A 20,549-nucleotide genomic window follows, 5' to 3' on the forward strand; every position below is an offset into this window, starting at 1 on the left:
GGGGCATTCGGCGGACCGGCGCGGCGCGCGCCACCGGCCCGCTCCTCATCGGAAAAGGCGGCGAACCCGTTCCAGGTCTTCGGGCGTATCCACGCCCGGGCCAGGGGCCGCTTTGGCCAGGTGAACCGCAATGCGGTGGCCGTGCCACAGCGCGCGCAGTTGCTCCAGCGCTTCCACCGCCTCGGTGGGGGCGGGTGTCAGGGCAGGAAATTGGCGCAGAAAGCCCGCACGATAGCTGTAGATGCCCACATGCCGCAGTGGCGCGAACCCCGCCAGGGCTGCTGCACCGGGTGCCGCCGCCTCGGCGGCACCTTGCCACCAGGCCAATCCCATATGGTCCCGCGCAAAAGGGATGGGCGCGCGGCTGAAGTAGTGGGCCAGGCCACGCGCGTCCAGCACCACTTTCACCACGTTGGGGTTGGTGTAGTCGGCCAGTGACGCAATCGCGTGGGCTGCGGTGCCCATGCTGGCCTCCGTCCGGGTGGGCAGGAGGGCTGCCACAGCGTCGATGAGGCCGGGGTCTATCAAGGGTTCATCGCCTTGCACGTTGACGACCACGTCGTCCCCGTCCAGGCCCAGTTGGGTACAGGCTTCGGCCAGGCGGTCGCTGCCGCTGGGGTGGTCGGCGCGGGTCAGTATCGCTTGTACGCCATGGGCGGCGCAGGCCTGCAGGATGCGAGGGTCATCGGCTGCCACCACCACGCGGGCTGCTGCACTTTGGGCGGCACGCTGGGCCACGCGCACCACCATGGGCAGGCCCGCGATATCGGCCAGGGGTTTGTCGGGCAAGCGGCTGGATGCCATGCGCGCTGGGATCAGCACCGTGAAGCGACCGCTCGCGGTCGGAGCGCCTGGCGTGCCGGGATCCGTTGCTGCGCTCACTGCTCCAGTTCCTCGTCGGTGAGCGTGCGGGCTTCGTTTTCGAGCAGCACCGGGATGCCGTCCCGCACCGGATAGGCCAGGCGAGCGCTGCGGGAGACCAGTTCCTGGGCATCGCGGTCGTAGGTCAGCGGGCCTTTGGTGACGGGGCAGACCAGCAGTTCAAGCAGTTTGGGATCCATGGTGACAACGCTTTCCAGGAGGTTCGTTCGGGCAGGCAAGGATGATAGCGGCGGCCCGGGCGGTGAATCGTTAATGCCTGTGGACGCCCAAGGCCAGCAGGCGCACATCCAGCGCTGCGAAAAAGGCCGGGTCGATGTGCAATTGCAGGGGCACGGCCAGCGCGTCCGGGTGGTGTTGCCAGAGCTTGACAGCGTCTTTTTCGGTGCAAATTAGCGGGTGGCGCTTGTCAGGTGAGCGGTTCCAGCTATCAAAATCATAGTGATCTGGTAAGGCTTCCGTGTGTGCCAGCTGCAGCGCCTCAGCCTGCAGCATGGCAAAGAACATTTCGGGGCGTGCCACGGCCGCCACGGCATGCAGCGGCTGGCCTTGCAGGTCCGACAGCGGCACCCGGGTGCCGTCCGCACGCAAGGCATAGGGGCCCAGTCGGCGTTGCAGGCCATAGGCATGCGCGGGGTCGCTTCCAGGCGGCAGAGTCCCTGCATGCAACACAAAATCCACCGCGCGTGGCCAGGGCTCACGCAGGGGCCCCGCTGGCAGCAGGAAACCGTTGCCCACGCCCTGTTCGTTGAAGATGCAGACCTCCAGATCGCGCGCCAAGGCCAGGTGCTGCAGGCCATCGTCGCAAACGATCACGTCGGTGTCCGGGTAAGCAGCCCGCAGGGCGCGGGCGGCGGTGATGCGGCGAGGCGCCACAAACACGGGCACCCGGCAGTTGCGCGCGACAAGGGCGGGTTCATCGCCCACCTCATGGGCGGGGCTGTCGGGCGTCACCTCGCGGCAGTCGGTGGTGCTGCGGCCGTAACCGCGCGAAACCACGCCGGGGCGCAGGCCCAGGCCTTGCAGGTGCTGGACAAGGGCAATGACCACGGGGGTTTTGCCAGCGCCTCCGGCAATCACGTTGCCCACGACGATGACGGGGCGGCCGGGGTGTTCCGCCTTCAGCATGCCGATGCGGTAAAGCCCGCGCCGCATACCGACCAGCGTGCGGTACACCTGGGAGACTGGCCACAGCACCCAGGCGAGCGGGCCGCGTGTCTGCCAGATTTTCTGGAGCCCGGAGGCGGGTGGGGGGAGGGCTGCGCCCCGCAATGCGAGGGCGCTGGGCGAGGGCGGCTGCAGCCCGGGGGCAGCCATGCGTGTCAGCGGCTGGGGCTGCGCGCCGCAGCCGATGACTGCGTGGCAAACGTGATCTGCGTGAGGCCCACGCGGCGCGCTGCCTCCATCACCGAAACCACGGACTGGTGCGGCGCCATCGCATCGGCACTGATGATGACCACACTGCCCGTGCCCGCTGTGGCGGCACTGCGCAAGGCCTGCGCGATCGCGTCCACGCTTTTGCCGTCCACGCCCGTCTTGTTGACGGCGTAGCGCCCGTCGGCGGCCACGGACACGATGACTTCCTTGGGGTGGTCGCGTTGCTGCTCGGCATCGGCGACGGGCAGCGTGAGCTGCAGCTCGGTGAACTTGCTGTAGGTGGTGGTCAGCATCAGAAAGATGAGGATCACCAGCAGCACGTCGATGAACGGGATCAGGTTGATCTCCGGCTCTTCCTTGGCGCGGGGACGGAAGTTCATTGGCGAAGCCTTTCAGGCTGAGGTTTTGCCGCCGGGCCGCCCCAAGGCAAAACGCGGCCCCCTTGGGGGGCAGGGAGCCACGCGCAGCGGGCGGACCGTGGGGGCGTCATTTCTTCCGCAAACGCAGGATGTGGCGCACAAATTGTTCCGAAGCCAACTCCAAGGTGAGCAGATAGGCATCCACCCGGGCGCGGAAGTAGCGCCAGAAGATCAGCGCCGGGATGGCCACGATGAGGCCAAAAGCCGTGTTGTAGAGCGCGATCGAGATGCCATGCGCCAGCTGCGCCGGGTTGCCGCCACCCATGGCCTGGCCCACGCCACCGCTGCCGGCCTGCGAGCCAAAGATCTCGATCATGCCGATCACCGTGCCCAGCAGGCCCAGCAAGGGCGCGGCCGAAGCGATGGTGGCCAGTGCCGACAGGTATTTTTCCAGCCGGTGCGCCACGGCGCGCCCCGCGCCTTCCATGGCGGCACGCAGGTCGGTCTCGCTGCACTGGGGGTTGCTGTTGAGGGTGCGCAGGCCGCTGGCCAGCACTTCGCCCAGGGCGGAGTTTTGCGCCAACTGGTTCACCACGTCGGGAGTGGGCACGGCCTTGGACGAGACCGTGATGGCTTCATCGAGCAATTTCGGGGGGGCGACACGGGCCGTCTTGAGGGCCACGAACCGTTCAAAAATCAGCGCCATTCCCAGGACGGAACACGCAATCAGGGGCCAGATGGGCCAGCCTGCGGCTTGTATGATGGACAGCAAATCTCTCTCCGCGCAGATGAAAGCAATCGGTGATTATGGCCCAGCTTGCAGGGCCCACCTCGTCACAAACCGTTACGTTGCTGTGCACCCCGTCGCCCCATCTGCTCACCCACAAAATCTGTGGATAACTTTGTGGGCAACCACTGTTCCAGGCCACGCAAAGTGGCGCCACGCCGTGCTTGCAACAGATTGATGAAAAATTGCGCAATGAAAAAGCTATATAAATCAATAACTTGTACGTGCACTGGTGTTTTGCGGGCGGTTTTTAGTTATGTGGCTGTGGTAACTGCCGCTGGCCAGATTCTGTGGAGTACTTGCGCGGTGCGCGCGGCGCAAACGCCCGCCGTTTCTCATGTTTGAGCGCCCCAGCCCCGCAGCGGCGCCGCGCGTCTGGGAAGTTGGCGCGCTATGCCGCGCCATTGCTGATGCTCTGGAGGCGCGCTTCAATCCTGTCGCGGTGCGCGGCGAGATCACGGGCTTCTCGCGCGCATCCAGCGGACATTGCTACTTCTCGGTCAAAGACGCGAACGGCCAGTTGCGCTGCGCCATGTTCCGCCGCGCCGCCAGCCTGCTTGACTTTTCGCCGCGCGATGGCGAATTGGTGGAAGTGCGCGGGCGCCTTTCGGTGTACGAGGCGCGGGGCGATCTGCAGTTCATTGTGGAAAGCATGCAGCGGGCCGGGCAGGGCGCGTTGTTCGAGCAGTTCCTGCGCCTGAAGGCGCAGCTCGAAACGGAAGGCTTGTTCGACAGCGCCCGCAAGCGCCCGCTGCCTTTGCAGCCGCGTGGCATTGGCCTTGTCACGTCCACCGGGGCTGCGGCCCTTCACGATGTGGTCACGGCGCTGCGCCGTCGCGTGCCGCACATACCGGTGGTGCTGGTGCCTGCGCAGGTGCAGGGCGCCGCAGCACCTGCTTCGCTGGTTGCGGCGCTATCAAAACTGTATCTGCTTGTGCAAGCGGGACAGGCGTCAGGGGCTGATTTGACCAAAAATCCGCCCATTGACGTGATCTTGCTGGTGCGCGGGGGCGGTTCCATCGAAGACCTCTGGGCCTTCAACGACGAACAACTGGCCCGGACCATCGTGCGAAGCCCGGTGCCGCTCATCAGCGGGGTGGGGCACGAGACCGACTTCACCATCGCCGACTTCTGCGCCGACCTGCGCGCCCCCACGCCCACCGCCGCCGCCGAGCTGGTGGCCCAGCCGCGCGATGTGTGGCTGGGGGCGCTCGGGCTGCTGGCTGGGCGCATCAGCGACGGCGTGCAGCGCCAGCTCGACACCCGGCACCAGCGGCTGGACCAGGCAGCGGCGCGGCTGGGCCGCCCGTCGGGCCTGGTGGCGCGTGAGCAGATGCAGCTGGCACGCCTGGCCCAGCGCATGCGCCATGGAGTGCTATTAAAATTGCAGCGGCTTGCGCAATCCCAGAAAGCGCTGGAGGCCGATTTCCCTCAAAAAATGCAACGGCGCCTGGTGCAGCAGGCCGAGCGGCTCGACCGCGCGGCCTTGCGGCTGGAGCTGCTCGACCCGCGCCTGGTGCTGCAGCGCGGCTACGCGCTGCTCACCGACACCGAGGGCCAAGCCGTGACCAGCGTGCGGCGTGCCCATCCCGGCGATGCCCTGCGCGCCACACTGGCCGATGGCGTGGTGGACGTGACGGTGGCCCAGCCGCGACTGCTGTAACGGGGTGATGTCGCGGCGCGGTAGAAGGCGCGCTTCTGTAGGACAGCAGCGGTTTGTGGTGCTGCAGACCGGATCTGGGTGGCCTCACGCTGCACAGGTCACCTGATGTTCCTACAATGCCCCCTTCGCGCTGTGTCCGACTGCATTGCTCAGGAAAGAAAAGCGTTGCAGATGGCATCCCGGAATTTCAAACCACAAGGAAACACCACCATGGAACATACCCTTCCCCCGCTGCCCTACGCCATCGATGCCCTGGCTCCGCACTACAGCCAGGAAACCCTGGAGTACCACCATGGCAAGCACCACAACGCCTATGTGGTGAACCTGAACAACCTGCAAAAGGGCACCGAGTTCGAAGCCATGACGCTCGAAGAGATCGTCAAGAAGTCGAGCGGCGGCATCTACAACAATGCAGCGCAAATCTGGAACCACACCTTCTTCTGGAACTGCATGGCTCCCCAGGGCGGCGGTGAGCCTTCTGGTGCACTGGCTGCAGCCATCACCGCCAAGTGGGGCAGCTACGCAGCCTTCAAGGAAGCGTTTGTGAAGTCTGCCGTGGGCAACTTCGGTTCGGGCTGGACCTGGCTGGTGAAGAAGGCCGATGGCAGCGTGGACATCGTCAACACCGGCGCCGCCGGCACGCCGCTGACCACCGCCGACAAGGCGCTGCTCACCGTGGACGTCTGGGAACACGCGTACTACATCGACTACCGCAACATGCGTCCCAAGTTCGTTGAGACCTTCCTCGACAAGCTGGTGAACTGGAAGTTTGCCGAAGCCAACTTCGCCTGATGCGCGATCCGCGCCCCGCGAGTGATCTGTCCTGACGGACTGAGGTCTGCGGGCAACAAAAAACGGCCTTCGGGCCGTTTTTTGTTGGGGACTTTGAGGCGTTTTTGGCATCTGGCGCTTGCTGGATAAGCGCTGGTAGCTATATAAATGATAGTAATTTGCACTCCCGGATCCTGGGAGTGCGATGTCGGCAAGACAGCGCTCGGGCAAGCGGCAGGGCCCAGGGCCAAGGCCTATGGGGCTGTGGCATCCCGATCTGCGCAAGTCGCTGGGTGGTCCTGCGTCACTTGCGGCTGAAAAGCGCTCCACCCAGCTTGGCGCCTGCCTTGATGTTTTTCTTGGCAAACCATCCCTGGTTCATCTCCAACACGTAGCGCACCGGTTTTGCCGAACAGTGCGAATCCAGCGTCTGGGGCTTCATGTCGGCCAGGTTCACGATGGTGCCGTCGTCATCCACAAACGCTGCCGTGAGCGGCAGCAGCGTGTTCTTCATCCAGAAGCACTGCTGCGCGGGTTGTTCAAACACAAACAGCATGCCCTCGTGCTGGGGCATCTCCTTGCGATGCATCAGGCCGGTCTGGCGCTCCTGGGGCGTGGCGGCCACCTGGGCGTCAATGCGGTGCATGCCTGCGGTCAGTTCCACACGCTGCAAATTCAGCTGGGGGCCGTCCTGGGCCTGTGCCGTGGTGAACGGCAGTCCCGCAGCAGCGGTCAACAGCGCGGCGGCCACGGTGCGCCGTGTGGCAGCGGAAAAAGGCAAGGCAAGTGCAAAAGCGGTCATGGGCAAGGCTTTCTGGACAGGGGGGCAGCGTCCGCACAAGGGGCGCCGAACCGGCGGGCAAAAGAAGGGGGAAAAGAACGGAAAAAGAAAACGCCCGCAGTAGCGGGCGATTTTGAAGCAATGTGCATGACCCCGCGAAGGGTGCTGCATGCCAGCGTCAGGCTGCCTTGTGGGTGGTCTTTTTCTTGGCGACCTTCTTGGTGGTTTTCTTTTTGGCCGTTTTGGTGGCCTTGGCCTTTGCCTTGGTTTTGGCGACGGGTGCCGGGGCAGCAGCTACAGGTGCAGCGGGTGCAGCCATGGGCGCTGGGGCTGCAGGGGCGGGGGCCGGAGCGGCTGCAGGCGCCTGTGCAAAAGCACTTGCACCCAACAGACCAGCCACCAGGACAGCGAGGAGTTTTTTCATATATGCCGTTTCCAGTGAAGGGGTTGAAAGAGAGGATCTGAAGCCGCGCAAACCTGCACGGCTTCGCCCGCAACGATAGCAGCGGCGCGCAGGCTGGCAGGGACTTTGCCCAAAAAATTGTCATTAGAATTGACTGGCTACCGAGCGCTTTGCCCCATCTGCTGAATCTGCTTCAGCTTCCACAGGAGACACCCCTTCCATGACCAGCTACCAGCACATCAAGGTGCCTGCCGAAGGCCAGAAAATCACGGTCAATGCCGACATGTCGCTGAATGTGCCGGACCAGCCCATCATTCCCTTCATTGAAGGCGATGGCACGGGGCTCGACATCACGCCGGTGATGATCAAGGTGGTGGACGCTGCGGTGGCCAAGGCCTATGGCGGCAAGAAGAAGATCCACTGGATGGAGGTGTATGCGGGCGAGAAATCCACCAAGGTCTACGGCCCTGATGTGTGGCTGCCCGAAGAAACCCTGCAGGTGTTGCGCGAGTACGTGGTGTCGATCAAAGGCCCGCTGACTACGCCCGTGGGTGGCGGCATCCGTTCGCTGAACGTGGCACTGCGCCAGGAGCTGGATCTGTATGTCTGCCTGCGCCCCGTGCAGTATTTCAAGGGCGTGCCTTCGCCGCTGAAAGAGCCCGAAAAGACCAACATGGTGATCTTCCGCGAGAACTCGGAGGACATCTATGCCGGTATCGAGTTCGAAGCCGAGTCGGACAAGGCCAAGAAGCTCATCAAGTTCCTGCAGGACGAGATGGGCGTGAAGAAAATCCGCTTTCCCAACACCTCGGGCATCGGCGTCAAGCCCGTCTCCATCGAGGGCACCGAACGCCTGGTGCGCAAGGCCATCCAGTACGCCATCGACAACGACAAGCCCAGCGTGACCATCGTCCACAAGGGCAACATCATGAAGTACACCGAAGGTGGCTTCCGCGACTGGGCGTACGCCCTGGCGCAAAAAGAGTTCGGTGCCGAGCTGATCGACGGCGGCCCGTGGTGCAAGCTCAAGAACCCCAAGACGGGCAAGGACATCACCATCAAGGACAGCATCGCCGATGCCTTCCTGCAGCAGATCCTGCTGCGCCCGGCCGAGTATTCGGTGGTGGCCACGCTCAACCTCAATGGCGATTACATCTCCGATGCGCTCGCAGCCCAGGTGGGCGGGATCGGCATTGCGCCCGGCGCCAACATGTCCGACTCGGTGGCCTGTTTTGAAGCCACCCACGGCACGGCCCCCAAATATGCAGGCAAGGACTATGTGAACCCCGGCTCCGAGATCCTGTCGGCCGAGATGATGCTGCGCCACATGGGTTGGATCGAGGCCGCCAACCTGATCATCAGTTCGCTGGAGAAGTCGATAGCCTCCAAGAAGGTGACTTACGACTTTGCCCGCCTGATGGACGGAGCCACCCAGGTGAGCTGCTCGGGTTTTGGCCAGGTCATGATCGACCACATGTAAGCCAGCGCGGCTTTTGCGCCGTTTCACAAGCCCCTGTTCCCTTGTTGGTGCAGGGGCTTTTTGTCGTCTGGCGGCTGCAGGGCTCCGCCCAGGGCCAAACTGCCCCGATGGTCGGCGGCGCGGAACTGGCTGTGGCATTTCAGAGTTGGCAATCGGGAGGCTTCCCGCCTAAGATGGGTCCAGCCATGGGCCCGCGCGGGCGATGGCACGGGCTTGCATCCGCAGTCGCACACAAACACAACAACGGGATGCAGAGGGATGGGTCCCCACAGGGAGTTCTGCATGGCATCTGATTTTTCTGCCGCATATTGGGAGCAAAACCCCGATGCGCTGCTGGTGCTGTCGCCTGAGGGGGTGGTGCTCAACTGGAACCCGGCTGCCGAAGCGATCTTTGGCTATGCACCGGCAGAGGCTCAGGGCAGGCGCCTCATTGATCTCATTGTTCCCGAGAACCGGGCCCACGAAGAAGACGAGATCCGGGCCGAGGCCCTGCGGGGCCTGAGCAGCACCGTGCACGAGTCGGTGCGCCGCCGCAAGGATGGATCGCTGGTGCATGTCAACGTGTCCACCAAGGCCGTGCGCGACGAAGCTGGCCAGCTGCTGTACTTTCTGTCGAGCAAGAAGGATGTCACCCAGCTCAAGGTCCAGCGCGAGGCCAAGCTGCTGGAGGCGCGGTTCCGTGACCTGCTCGAATCCACACCCGACGCGATCGTGATGGTCAACGTGACAGGCCGCATCGTCCTGGTCAACTCCCAGGCCGAGCGCGTGTTTGGCTATGAAAGGACCGAATTGCTAGGGCAGGCTGTGGAGGTGCTGTTACCACACCGCTATCGGGGCGCGCACCTGGGGCACCGCAGCGGGTTCTTTGGGGCGCCGCGCACGCGCACCATGGGTGCGGGGCTGGAGCTGCATGGCCTGCGCAAGGATGGTGGCGAGTTTCCAGTGGAGATCAGCCTGAGCCCGATCGACACCGAAGAAGGCGCGATGGTGATGAGCGCGATCCGAGACATCACCGACCGCAAGCGGGCCGACCAGAAGTTCAAGGACCTGCTCGAAGCCGCGCCGGACGCGATGGTCATCGTTGACCGCGACGGCCGCATCGTGCTCGTCAACTCGCAGGCCGTGAAACTGTTTGGCTGGAGCCGCAGCGAACTTCTGGGTCAGAAGATCGAGCTGCTGGTGCCAGAACGCTTCAGCGGTCGGCACCCTGAGCACCGCCGCGGCTTTTTTGCCGAACCACGCTCCCGCTCCATGGGGGCTGGCCTTGATCTGTATGGTTTGCGCAAGGATGGTTCCGAGTTTCCAGTCGAGATCAGCCTGAGCCCGCTGGAGACGGAAGAAGGACTGTTTGTCTCCAGCGCGATCCGCGATGTGACGGAGCGCAAGCGGATCGAGCGGGCCTTGCGCGACAAGAACCTGGAGCTTGAAAATGCCGCCTTGGTCAAAGACCGCTTCCTGGCCAGCATGTCCCACGAACTGCGAACCCCGCTGAACGCCATCATCGGTTTCACGGGCACCTTGCTCATGCAGCTGCCGGGGCCGCTCAACCCGGAGCAGGACAAGCAGTTGCGCATCGTGCAGACTGGGGCGCGGCACCTGCTTTCGCTCATCAACGACCTGCTCGATGTGGCCAAGCTCAGCGCTAACAAGGTGTCGCTCCACAAGGAGCCGCTCGACTGCCGCAGCATTGTTGCGGAGGTCGCCGCCACGCTGGAGCCCGAAGCCGTGCGCAAGGGCCTGGTGTTTAATGTGTATGCCCCCGCCCAGGCCGTGCAGTTGCACACTGACCGCCGGGCCTTCAGCCAGATTCTGATCAATCTGGTGGGCAATGCCATCAAGTTCACGCCGCAGGGGCGTGTGGATGTGGTACTGGAGGAGACCTCGTCGGCCCAAGGGCGCACCGTGCAGGTTCAGGTGCGCGACACCGGGCCTGGCATTCCGCTGCAGGAGCAGTCGCGGCTTTTCGAGGCCTTCTCCCGGGTCGAAAGCGCCGACCGGCGTCACCACGAAGGCACCGGCCTGGGCCTGCACCTGAGCCGCAAGCTTGCCGAAGCGCTGGGGGGCAGTGTGGGGCTGGAGAGCGCCGAAGGGCAGGGCAGCACGTTCATTGTGGAGTTTCAGGAGACCAGCGCATGAAAGCCACCATCCTGGTCATCGAAGACGATGATGCCAGCCGGCAACTCGTCACCTACCTGCTGGAGGCAGCGGGCCACCGTGTGCTGGCCGCCGAAAACGGCGCCCTGGGCCTGGGGCTGGCGCTGGCCGAGGGGCCCGACCTGATCCTGTGCGACCTGCAAATGCCGGTGATGAATGGCTATGAGGTGGCACAAAGCCTGCGCTCGCACCATGGGTGGCGTGTGGTGCCGCTGGTGGCTGTGACCGCTTTTTCGATGCCAGGTGACCGCGAAAAGGCCCTTGAGGTGGGTTTTGACGAGCACCTGTCCAAGCCCATCACGCCCGAAACCTTCGTGAGCCAGGTCGAGGCGTTTCTGGGTTCTGCATTCCACGCGCCGCCGGGCGCAGCCTGACGTTGGACCCCGGGTCGCATGGCCAAGATCCTTGTTGTCGATGACCTGCCGGCCAACCGTGCGCTGGTGGTCACGCTCATCGGGCACAGTGGCCACCAGGCCCTGGAGGCCGCAGACGGTGCCGAGGCCCTCGCCCTGGTGCGTGCCGAGCGTCCCGATCTGGTGATCTCCGACATCCTGATGCCGACCATGGACGGGTACGAGTTTGTGCGCCAGCTGCGCACAGACCACCAGCTCGCCGCAACCCAGGTGATCTTCTACAGCGCGCACTACCGCGAGCAAGAGGCCCGCAACCTGGCCCTGGCCTGTGGGGTGACGCAGGTGCTGGTGAAGCCCTGCGAGCCACAGGACATCACCTCGGCCATTGAGCAGGCCTTGTCGCAGGTGCCGCCGCAGCCCTTCCACCCGATGGAGCACAGTTTTCAGACCCGGCACCTGCAGCTCATGACGGACAAGCTCACGGGCAACGTCGCCGAGCTGGAGGCCATGAACCGGCGCCTGGCGGCCCTGACCGACCTGAACCTGCAACTGGCCTCCGAGCGCGACCCGCAGGTGCTGCTGGCCAATGTATGCCGTGGCGCGCGCGAACTGGTGGGGGCGCAGTATGCGGTGCTGTGTGTGGTGCGCAAGCAAAGCGACGCCTCCATCGTGTGCACCAGCGGCATCGAGCCTGCGCTGAGCGGGCTGCTGGACCTGCCCGTGGTCTCGCACGGCCTTCTGGGGCAGTTGCGTGCTGCGCGCCGCTCTGAGCGGCTGGTCAATGAAAGCGGTGCACCCAGCGATATCGGCCTGCCTGCAGGCTACCCGCCACTGCACACCGGCTTGATTGCGCCGATCACTTCGCTCTCGTTCTCCTATGGCTGGATCTGCCTGGCCAACAAGCAGGGGGAAGATGCGTTCACGGCCGACGATGAAAAAGTCCTGGCCGTCCTGGGCGCGCAGGTGGGTCGTATCTACGAAAACGGCAGCCTTTATATCGAGATCCAGAAGCATGCCGAGCAACTGCAGGTGGAAGTGTTCGAACGCCAGCGGGCCATGGACGCGCTGCGCGCCAGCAAAGCCAGCCTGCGAAGGGCGCAGGCACTGGCAAAAATCACCCATGTGATCAGCGGTGCTGATGGTGCTTTCGAGAGCTGGCTAGATACGCTGCCCGATATGCTGGGGCTGGGGGCCGATGCCATGCCCAAGTCCGCGCGCGAGTGGCTGGCGCTGGTACACCCGCAAGACCGCGACATGTTCCGCCAGCATGCGCTGCAGGCCGCACAGCAAGGCGCCCGCCTGGATTTCACCTACCGCCTGTTGCGCGCAGATGGCGAACTGCTGCATTTGCGCCAGGTGATGGAGCCCTTGGAGGATGAGGCTGGCCGGGGCGAGCAGGGCCGCTGGTTCAACACCATCCAGGATGTCACCCGGGAGAAACGCGCCGAGGAAGAGCTGCACGAAAGCGACCGCCGTTTCAATGACATGCTCGACAAGGTCGAGATGATCTCGCTGATGCTCGACTGCGAAGGGCGCATCACCTATTGCAACGACTACCTGCTGCGCCTGACAGGCTGGGAGCGTGAAGAGATCGCTGGCCGCAACTGGTTTGACATGTTTGTGCCCCCTGAGATGGGCAATGTGCGCAGCGTGTTTGCCGATGTGCTGGCGGACCGGCCTTCGGCCTGGCACTACGACAACGAGATCCTCACCCGCTCGGGCGAGCGGCGCCTGGTGCACTGGAACAACACCGTGCTGCGCTCTGTGGGCGGACAGGTGACGGGCGTGGCCGCGCTCGGTGAAGACATTACCGAGCGCCGTGAGGCCGAGCGCAAGATCAAGCGCCTGAACCGCGTGTACGCGATGCTCAGCGGCATCAACACCCTGATCGTGCGGGTGCGCGACCGCGAGGAACTGTTCCGCGAGGCCTGCCGCATTGCGGTGGAGCACGGCCATTTCCGCATCGCCTGGATAGGCCGCGTGGACCGCGCGGCGCAGCAGGTGGTGCCGGTGGGACTGTCGGGCGTTGAGGCTGATTTTGTGCACAACATCCGCGACCGACTGGGTTTGTTTGACGTTCCCACACCGGGTGAAAGCCTCGCCGCCGCAGTGGTGCGCACTCGCAAGGCCGTGCTGTGCGACGACATCAGCGGCGACCCACGCGTGATGCTGCGCGATCAACTGCGCCAGCGGGGTGTGGCCAGCATTGCGGTACTGCCCATCCTGGTGGGCCAGGAGGTCGCCGCCACACTGGCCCTGCTGGCAGACGAGGTGGGCTTCTTCGACGAGGCCGAGATGAAGCTGCTGACAGAGTTGTCCGGCGACATCGGTTTTGCACTGGACCACCTCGACAAGGAAGACCGGCTGAGCTACCTGGCCTATTACGACGAAATCACCGGGCTGCCGAACCGCACCCTTTTTCTGGAGCGCACCGGCCAGCACCTGCGCCCGCGTGAGGGCACACGGCCTCTGATGGGTATTGCGCTGATGGATATCAGCCGCTTTCGCTTTGTCAATGACACGCTGGGGCGGCAGATGGGCGACGAACTCCTCAAGCAGGTCGCGCAGCGGTTGCAGCACGCCAGCCGCGATGTGTACGACGTGGCACGCATCGGCATCAACAGTTTCGGCATCGCTGTGACCGACGCACGCGACGCGGGCGCGGTGGCCATGGCGGTGGACTACCTCCTGCGCGCCTGTTTTGATACACCCTTTGCGCTGGGCGGCACCGAGCTGCGCATGGCCGCCAAGGCTGGCGTGGCCTTGTACCCCATGGATGGCGCTGATGCCGAAACGCTGCTGCGCAATGCGGAGGCCGCCGTCAACAAGGCCAAGGCGTCGGCAGACAGCCTGCTGTTCTACATGTCGGAGATGAATACCCGCGTGGCCGAGGCCCTGGGCATGGAAGGCCGCCTGCGCGATGCCCTGGAACGCGGGCAGTTTGTTCTGCACTACCAGCCCAAGCGGTGCCTGTCCACTGGCGCCCTGGCAGGCGCAGAGGCCCTGATCCGCTGGAACGACCCTGAGCGTGGCTTGGTGCCGCCGGGGCTTTTCATCCCCATCCTGGAGGAAACCGGCCTTATCTACGACGTGGGGCGCTGGGCGCTTGGGCAGGCACTGGCAGACAACCAGCGCTGGCGGCAGGCCGGCCATGCGCCGCTGCGGGTGGCGGTCAACGTGTCGTTTCTGCAGCTGCGCCACCGCAGCTTTGTGGCCGAGGTGCGCGAGGCGCTGGCGTTTGACCCGGCCGCAGGGGCCGGGCTGGAGCTGGAGATCACCGAGAGCATGGTCATGGAGGATGTGGAGCACAGCCGTAGCAGCCTGCACGCCCTGCGCGAGATGGGCATCACGATTGCCATTGATGACTTCGGCACCGGGTTCTCATCACTGAGCTACCTGGCCACGCTGCCCGCTGACACCCTCAAGATCGACCGCTCTTTCATCATGGGGATGGACACCGGACCGCAAGGGCAGGCGCTGGTCTCCGCCATCATCAACATGGGGCACTCGCTGGGGCTCAAGGTGGTTGCCGAAGGCGTAGAAACTGACGAACAATGCGGCCGGCTCGCGCTGCTGGGCTGTGACGAAATCCAGGGCTACCTGCTCAGCAGGCCGGTGGCCGCCGAGGTGTTTGAAGCCCGCTTCCTAGCTTCCTAGTCCACTGAATCCGAGAAATCGGCGGTGCGCCGGGGCTGCGGCGGGTGATGCACTGGCGAGGCGTTACGCCCAATGCAGAGCAATCGCAGCGGAGGCACAGCTATTGTTTTGATAGCTTCTAGTGCTTGATAGATAAGCGCTAGAGCCAATTTTCATTGAGATTTCAAGCGGCGGCCGCTGCCGCCAGCTGCGCAAAACGTGCCAGCAGGCTGGCCGATTCTGGCGTGGCCTGTACACCTTGCTCCAGCGCTGCCACATCCATGCCCGCGCGTTGCAGAGCAGGCGCAAAACACGCCACGTAGTCGCGCATCACCGAATCGCTGAACTCGGGGTGAAACTGCACGCCCCAGGCACAGGGGCCGACGCGGAACGCGTGGTGCGGCTCGTGGGCGTTGGCGGCCAGCGCCACGGCACCAGGGGGCAGGCGCCGCACCGTTTGCTCGTGCACCACCTGGGCGCCAAAGCGGGCCGGCAGGTGGCCCAGCAGGGCGTCGCCCTCGGCACCGGCCAGGCGCTGCACGGCCACGGTGCCTATCTCCAGCCCGGTGGGGTGGCGCGCCACCTCGCCGCCCAGCGCGTGGGCCAGCAGCTGATGGCCGTAGCAGATGCCCAGCACGGGCACCCGGGCCGCCACCACGCTGGCCAGCCATGCGGCGGTGCGCTCGCTCCAGGGTTCGCGGTCGGTCACCATGGCGGGGGAGCCGGTTACCACCACGCCCGCTATCTGGCCGGGCTCTGGCCATGCGGTGGCGGTGCGGGCGTCCAGTGTCTGCAGCGCCAGCTGCGTGCTGGCGGGGGCTTGGTTCAGGCCGCCCGCAATCCAGTCTTCAAAGTCGCCATGCCGGGCCCGTTGGGCGGGCAGGGTGTCGCCGGTCTTGATGATCCAGAGGGTGCGGGAGGGTGTCGCTGTCATGCGGCGAGCATAGCGGCGGTGGGCTGATCGCTGCATGCAAAGTCCAGCGTGCGCGTGCCCACGGCGGCGGCCAGGTGCGGGTCGTGGGTCACCAGCATCAGCGCGGCGCCGGTGTCTTGCACCGCGTGCAGCAGCACCTGGATGGCCTCCTGCTGCGTGATCGGGTCCAGGCGCGAGGTGGGCTCATCCGCAAACAGCAGCGCCGGTTGCGCCACCAGCACCCGCGCCAGCGCAATGCGCTGCAGCTCGCCGCCCGATACCTGGTCGGGCCTGCGCGCCAGCAGGTCCTCGGGCACGCGCAGCTGCGCCAGGCGCTGCTGCACCGCCTTCCAGTCGCAGCGGTGCAGGCGGGCGGCATCGCGCAGCGACTGGGCCAGGCTGATGTGTGGGGCAAACGAACTGACCGGGTCCTGGTACAGCTTTTGAAACGCATGCGGGCGCAGCCGGGCGCTGCGCTCCACACGGCCTGTGTCGGGCGCCACCAGGCCCAGCAGCACATTGCCCAGTGTGCTTTTGCCGGTGCCGCTGGGGCCTTGCACGGCGATGCGTTCGCCGCTGTGCAGCGTCAGGTCCAGCGGCGCAAACAGCTTCTGCGCACCATAGGCTTTGGAGATGCCGCGAGCCTGTACGACGGACTCGCCCAGCGTGGGCTCGGCAAACGGCAGCCAGTGGCTAGGGTCGGCCTGCAGCAGCTGGCGGGTGAAGGCGTGCTGCGGCGCGGCGGCCACGGTGTGGATGTCGCCTTGCTCCACCGCCTGCCCGTGGCGCAGCACGATCACCTGACCGCCCAGCGCCTGCGCCACCTGCATGTCGTGGGTGATGGTGAGCAGGCAGCCGCCTGCCTGCAGCACCCCCCGGAACAACTCCACCATGCAGCCGCGCCAATGCGCGTCCAGGCCTTTGGTGGGCTCGTCCACCATCAGCACCGGCGCGCCTCCGGCCAGGGTGATGGCGGCCACGGCGCGCTGGGCCATGCCGCCCGACAGTTGCCAGGGGTAGTGGTTGCCTGCGCCGCCCAGGCCCGCAGCGCTCAGCACCTGTTCGGCCTGTGCGCTGGCAGCGCTGGGGGGCTGCTGGTGCAGCAGGCGGTACACCTCGGCCAGCTGCGGTGCCACGCGGGCCAGCGGGTTGAGTGCCAGCGAGGGCTCCTGCGGCAGCAGCGCCAGCTTGCGGCCCCACAGGGCGCGGCGCGCGGCGGCGTCCTGGGCGCGGGTGGTGGTGCCATCCAGCGTGATCTGGCCCGTGGCTTGCAGCGCAGGCGGCAGGTTGCCCATGATGGCCTGGGCCAGCAGCGACTTGCCCGCGCCGCTTTCGCCCACCAGCGTGAGCGCCTCGCCCGGCCGCAGGCTGAAGCCGATGTCGCGCAGCAGCCGTTTGCCGCCCACCTGGATGCCCAGCCCCTCCACAACCAGCAGGGCGTCGGATTTCAAAGGCGTGGTCATGCGGTCTCCCGGTCGGGGTTGAGCAGCATCATCGCGGCCACCAACCACACCAGCAGGGCGGTGGGGGCGGCAATGAGCCACGGGGCTTCTTCGTAGTAAGGCATGGCCTCGGTCATCATCAGGCCCAGCTCGGGCGTGGGCGGCTGCATGCCCACACCCACAAAACCCAGCGCGGCCAGCGCCAGCACGGCCTGCGACGTGGTGAAGGCCAGCAGCGTGCCCAGCGTGGGTGCCAGCGCGGGCAGCAGGTGGCGGCGCAGCACATAGCCGCGTCCAAAACCCAGCAGGCGCGATGCCTGCACCGCATCGCCCGCCAGCACGGGCCGGGCCACCGCACGGCTCACGCGGAAGTACTCCACCCACAGCGCCGCCGACAGGCCCGCATACAGCGCCCACAGTGCACCGGGCGCCAGGGCTGCCACCAGCAGCACCAGCAGCAGGCCGGGGATGGCGAGCACCGAGTCCGACAGCATGAGCAGCGCCCGCTCGGTGCGCCCACCGCGCCATGCGGCGACGATGCCCAGCAGCGTGCCGGGCACGGCGGCGCTCACGGCCGCCAGCAGCGCCATGCCCAGCGACAGCTGCGCGGCATGCGCCAGCCGCGCCAGCGCTGAGCGGCCCAGCACATCGGTGCCCAGCCAGTGCTGGGCGCTGGGGGGCGCCAGGGTGTTGCGCAGGTCTTGCACCACCGGGCTGGCGCCCACCAGCCAGGGGCCGAGCAGGGCAAACAGCGCCAGCAGGCCGAGCAAGGTAATGCCCAGCACGGTGCGAACAGGCCAGCGGAGAGGACGCGGGGGGACAGAAGGCACTGCCTCAGCGCCCCCTTGGAACTGGCTTTGCCAGGCCACCGGGGTGCGTCCCCCCTCTGGGGGGATGGCGCGCAGCGACTCAGGGGGGCTGCTCATTTCGCCACCTTTTGTGTGTGTCGGGGGTCCAGCGCGAGGCATGCTGCATCCACCAGCAGGTTGAACACTACAAACAGCACGCCCATGCACAGGGCAGTTCCTTGCACCACAGGGATGTCGCGCCCAAACACGGCGTGCACCAGCGCATGGCCAATGCCGGGCCAGGCAAACAGCGTCTCCACCACCAGCGCGCCTTCCACCAGAAACAGCGCCTGCACGCCCAGGTAGGCCGTCACCGGCACGGCGGCATTGCGCAGGCCATGGCGCACCAGCGCCTGCCAGTCGCTCAGGCCCTTGGTGCGCGCAAATTCGAAGAAGGGCGACACCACCACCTCCAGCATCGCAGCACGGGTCACACGCGCTAACCCAGCGGCCAAGCCCAGTCCCAGCGTGAGTGCCGGCAACACCAGGCTGGCCTGGCTCTCGTCACCGCCCGCAGGCAAAAAGCCCCACTGCACCGCCACCAGCAGGATGAGCAGCACCGACAGCAAAAACGGCGGCAGCGCGCGCAGCACCACGGCCATCAGCCAGCTGGCCTTGTCCACCCAGCCCTGGGGGCGCAGCCCGGCCCACACGCCCAGCGGCACACCCACGGCAAAGGCAATGGCCAGCGCGGCGGCCGACAGCCGCAGCGTGGCGCCCAGGTGGTGCGTGACCTCGTGCCACACCGATCGCTGCGACACCAGCGACTGGCCCAGGTTGAACGTGGCCATGTCGCGCCACCAGTGCAGCAGCGCCAGCCAGCCGGGGCGGTCCAGCCCCAGCTCTGCGCGCACCGCGTCGGCGGCAGCGTTGCTCACCAGGTCATAGCCATAGCGGCCCGCCGCCACGCGCATGGCCAGGTCGCCCGGCAGGGCGCGCACCATCAAGAAGCACAGCGTGCCGATCAGCAGGGACACGGCGAGCACCTGCACCAGCCTGCGGCCGAGCAGGGCGGCCCAGGGTGTTGAAATCAAGGGGTTCATGGGTTGGTCCACTCCATGCCGGTCAGGCGGTAAGAACGCTCCAGCGGGTCCAGCGTGACGCCCGCCAGCCGGGGGGCCACGGCCACATGCTGGCGGTACCACGCCACGGGGATCACGGGCAGCTCCGTTTGCAGGGTGTGCGTGATGGATTGCCGCAGCGCGCGCGTGCGCTCGGGCGGCGTCTGGGTGCGCGTCAGCTCTTGCAGGGCCTGCACCACGGTATCGCTGTGCCAGCCCATGGCGCCCCAGTCGCCGCCCTGGGCGGCAAAGTCGCCCGCCAGCGTGCCTGTGGGGTCGGGCACATTGGCGTAGTTGCGTGCCGCCAGCGCCAGTTGCAGGCTGCCGTCGCGGTGGCCCCGGGGCACGTCGCCCGAGTTGCCGATGCTTACCTTCACCGCCATACCCGCCAGCCGCCATTGCTCCTGCAAGGCGGTGGCAATCAGCGGCAGCTCGGGCCGGTCCACAAAGGTGCGGATCACCAGGTGCAGCGGCTGGCCCTCGGCATCGCGCAGGCCGTCGCCGTGGCGCTGCCAGCCTGCTGCCTGCAGCAGGCGCGCGGCGGCTTCTGGGTCGTGCTGCAGCGGGGGCAGGTGCGGGTTGTGCCACGCGCCCAGCGTGGGCGGCAGCAGCTGCGTGGCTGTCAGCGCCTCGTCGCCCATCAGCGCCAGGGCAATGCCCGCACGGTCGATGGCCAGGCTCAGCGCCTGCCGCACGCGCACGTCGCGCAGCGCAGGCAGGCCCGCATTGAGCTTGACGATGACGGTGCGCGGCAGCGTGACCGATGCAATGCGCACTGCGGTGCGGCGCGCCAGAGCAGGGTTTTGGGCATGGCGCTGCAGCCGCCGCAGGCTCGCCGGGTCCAGCCCATAGGCCAGGTCGGCCTGACCGCTCTCGGCCATCAGCGCGCGGGTTTCGGCACGGCTGGCAGCCAGGTAGCGCACGGCGGCAATGGCGGGGCGCGGGCCGTCATAGGCGTCAAACACCACCGTTTCGACCTGCTGCGGCGGCACCAGCACCGCAATGCGGTAGGGGCCGCTTCCAATGATGCTGCGCACCTTGCCGTCAGCCCCATAGCTGGCCGGGGCCAGCACCATGGTGCTGGAATGCGCCAGCAGCGCGGGCAGGGCGGTGTGGGGGCGCTGCAGGCGGATCATCACCGTGCCCTCGTCGGGCGCGGTGATGGACTGGATGGGCGCCTGGCTCAACAGCGCGGGCGCCACCTGCGCAGCCTGCAGGCTGCGCACCACGGCGGCGGCCGTCACGGGTGTGCCGTCATGAAAACGCGCCCCGGGCCGCAGCTCAAAGTGCCACACCAGCCCATCCGCCGACCGGCGCCAGAGCCGCGCCAGCGCGGGCCTTGGCTGGCCGTCGTCTGCGGCGTCCAGCAGGGTTTCGGTGACCTGCAGGCGTGTGAACACATAGCCGCTGCTGGCGGGCGCCAGGCCGCTGACCTCCCACGGACCGACGATTTGCAGCGGCGCGGGTGCGGAGGCGAGTGGTGTGCCCTGCGCCCAAGTGGCGGGCTGGGCACCTGCCGCCAGCGCGGCCACGGGGGCCTGCAGGGCGCGGCGCCGCGTCAGCGGCCTAAGAAAAGTCGAGGAAGTGTTCATTTTTCAGTTTTCCATAGCCCTGCGCGTTCGCCGCAACCGACGAAACTGGC

The 20,549-nt window shown here is 66.3% G+C and carries 18 protein-coding genes; 6 read left to right on the forward strand and 12 right to left on the reverse strand.

The window, feature by feature from the left end; genetic code table 11:
- Window positions 1-45: 45 nt before the first annotated feature.
- The 5 genes from kdsB to ACSQ22_RS01415 all read right to left on the reverse strand — a co-directional run bounded on the left by kdsB (window position 46) and on the right by ACSQ22_RS01415 (window position 3,387).
- A complete protein-coding gene (kdsB, locus tag ACSQ22_RS01395) occupies window positions 46-882 on the reverse strand; it encodes a 3-deoxy-manno-octulosonate cytidylyltransferase (RefSeq protein WP_436129183.1) in 837 nt (278 codons plus the stop codon).
- Window positions 879-1,061 carry a Trm112 family protein gene (locus ACSQ22_RS01400; RefSeq protein ID WP_010458810.1) on the reverse strand — a complete coding sequence of 61 codons (183 nt, stop codon included), beginning with the start codon at window positions 1,059-1,061 and terminating at the stop codon, window positions 879-881. Before ACSQ22_RS01400 ends, kdsB begins: the two co-directional genes overlap by 4 nt.
- A gap of 70 nt (window positions 1,062-1,131) precedes the next feature.
- The gene (gene lpxK, locus ACSQ22_RS01405; RefSeq protein WP_436129184.1) at window positions 1,132-2,196 is read right to left on the reverse strand and encodes a tetraacyldisaccharide 4'-kinase; all 1,065 of its coding nucleotides are present in this window, start codon (window positions 2,194-2,196) and stop codon (window positions 1,132-1,134) included.
- Between the two features lie 5 nt (window positions 2,197-2,201).
- Window positions 2,202-2,636 carry an ExbD/TolR family protein gene (locus ACSQ22_RS01410; RefSeq protein WP_121420285.1) on the reverse strand — a complete coding sequence of 145 codons (435 nt, stop codon included), beginning with the start codon at window positions 2,634-2,636 and terminating at the stop codon, window positions 2,202-2,204.
- 106 nt (window positions 2,637-2,742) lie between these two features.
- A complete protein-coding gene (locus ACSQ22_RS01415; RefSeq protein ID WP_055396044.1) occupies window positions 2,743-3,387 on the reverse strand; it encodes a MotA/TolQ/ExbB proton channel family protein in 645 nt (214 codons plus the stop codon).
- Between the two features lie 352 nt (window positions 3,388-3,739).
- Between ACSQ22_RS01415 and xseA the strand changes: the two genes are divergently transcribed.
- Window positions 3,740-5,065: an exodeoxyribonuclease VII large subunit gene (gene xseA / locus ACSQ22_RS01420; protein WP_436129185.1), complete on the forward strand. Its 1,326-nt coding sequence runs from the start codon at window positions 3,740-3,742 to the stop codon at window positions 5,063-5,065.
- Window positions 5,066-5,275: 210 nt separating this feature from the next.
- Entirely contained in the window at window positions 5,276-5,857 is a 582-nt protein-coding gene (locus ACSQ22_RS01425) for a superoxide dismutase (RefSeq protein WP_121506237.1), read from the forward strand.
- A 283-nt stretch (window positions 5,858-6,140) separates the two neighbouring features.
- On the opposite strand, the gene ACSQ22_RS01430 is transcribed toward ACSQ22_RS01425, so the two are convergent.
- Together ACSQ22_RS01430 and ACSQ22_RS01435 are read right to left on the reverse strand one after the other, a co-directional pair.
- Entirely contained in the window at window positions 6,141-6,638 is a 498-nt protein-coding gene (locus ACSQ22_RS01430; RefSeq protein ID WP_055396050.1) for a DUF192 domain-containing protein, read from the reverse strand.
- Between the two features lie 157 nt (window positions 6,639-6,795).
- A complete protein-coding gene (locus tag ACSQ22_RS01435; protein ID WP_055396052.1) occupies window positions 6,796-7,041 on the reverse strand; it encodes a hypothetical protein in 246 nt (81 codons plus the stop codon).
- A 199-nt stretch (window positions 7,042-7,240) separates the two neighbouring features.
- Between ACSQ22_RS01435 and icd the strand changes: the two genes are divergently transcribed.
- From icd to ACSQ22_RS01455, 4 genes are all read left to right on the forward strand, one after another.
- A complete protein-coding gene (icd, locus tag ACSQ22_RS01440) occupies window positions 7,241-8,500 on the forward strand; it encodes an NADP-dependent isocitrate dehydrogenase (RefSeq protein WP_055396054.1) in 1,260 nt (419 codons plus the stop codon).
- 282 nt (window positions 8,501-8,782) lie between these two features.
- Complete coding sequence (locus tag ACSQ22_RS01445; protein WP_218299801.1) at window positions 8,783-10,636, forward strand: PAS domain S-box protein; 1,854 nt, start codon at window positions 8,783-8,785, stop codon at window positions 10,634-10,636.
- The gene (locus ACSQ22_RS01450) at window positions 10,633-11,028 is read left to right on the forward strand and encodes a response regulator (RefSeq protein ID WP_279091418.1); all 396 of its coding nucleotides are present in this window, start codon (window positions 10,633-10,635) and stop codon (window positions 11,026-11,028) included. Before ACSQ22_RS01445 ends, ACSQ22_RS01450 begins: the two co-directional genes overlap by 4 nt.
- Window positions 11,029-11,046: 18 nt before the next feature.
- On the forward strand, window positions 11,047-14,664 hold the full coding sequence (locus ACSQ22_RS01455; protein WP_436129186.1) for an EAL domain-containing protein: 3,618 nt from the start codon (window positions 11,047-11,049) through the stop codon (window positions 14,662-14,664).
- Between the two features lie 163 nt (window positions 14,665-14,827).
- Here ACSQ22_RS01455 and ACSQ22_RS01460 read toward each other — a convergent pair whose 3' ends face one another.
- From ACSQ22_RS01460 to ACSQ22_RS01480, 5 genes are read right to left on the reverse strand one after another with little or no spacing between them, the layout of a single operon-like run.
- Complete coding sequence (locus ACSQ22_RS01460) at window positions 14,828-15,577, reverse strand: glutamine amidotransferase (RefSeq protein ID WP_207401990.1); 750 nt, start codon at window positions 15,575-15,577, stop codon at window positions 14,828-14,830.
- On the reverse strand, window positions 15,574-17,019 hold the full coding sequence (locus ACSQ22_RS01465; RefSeq protein ID WP_436129187.1) for an ABC transporter ATP-binding protein: 1,446 nt from the start codon (window positions 17,017-17,019) through the stop codon (window positions 15,574-15,576). Before ACSQ22_RS01465 ends, ACSQ22_RS01460 begins: the two co-directional genes overlap by 4 nt.
- Window positions 17,016-17,924: an ABC transporter permease gene (locus tag ACSQ22_RS01470; protein WP_436129188.1), complete on the reverse strand. Its 909-nt coding sequence runs from the start codon at window positions 17,922-17,924 to the stop codon at window positions 17,016-17,018. The genes ACSQ22_RS01465 and ACSQ22_RS01470 overlap by 4 nt, the downstream gene beginning before the upstream one ends.
- Complete coding sequence (locus ACSQ22_RS01475) at window positions 17,921-18,889, reverse strand: ABC transporter permease (protein ID WP_436129189.1); 969 nt, start codon at window positions 18,887-18,889, stop codon at window positions 17,921-17,923. Before ACSQ22_RS01475 ends, ACSQ22_RS01470 begins: the two co-directional genes overlap by 4 nt.
- On the reverse strand, window positions 18,886-20,499 hold the full coding sequence (locus ACSQ22_RS01480) for an ABC transporter substrate-binding protein (RefSeq protein ID WP_436129190.1): 1,614 nt from the start codon (window positions 20,497-20,499) through the stop codon (window positions 18,886-18,888). The genes ACSQ22_RS01475 and ACSQ22_RS01480 overlap by 4 nt, the downstream gene beginning before the upstream one ends.
- Between the last annotated feature and the right edge of the window lie 50 nt (window positions 20,500-20,549).

The organism is Acidovorax sp. LjRoot38 (genome assembly GCF_964252975.1).
GTDB classification, from domain to species: Bacteria; Pseudomonadota; Gammaproteobacteria; order Burkholderiales; family Burkholderiaceae_C; genus Acidovorax; species Acidovorax facilis.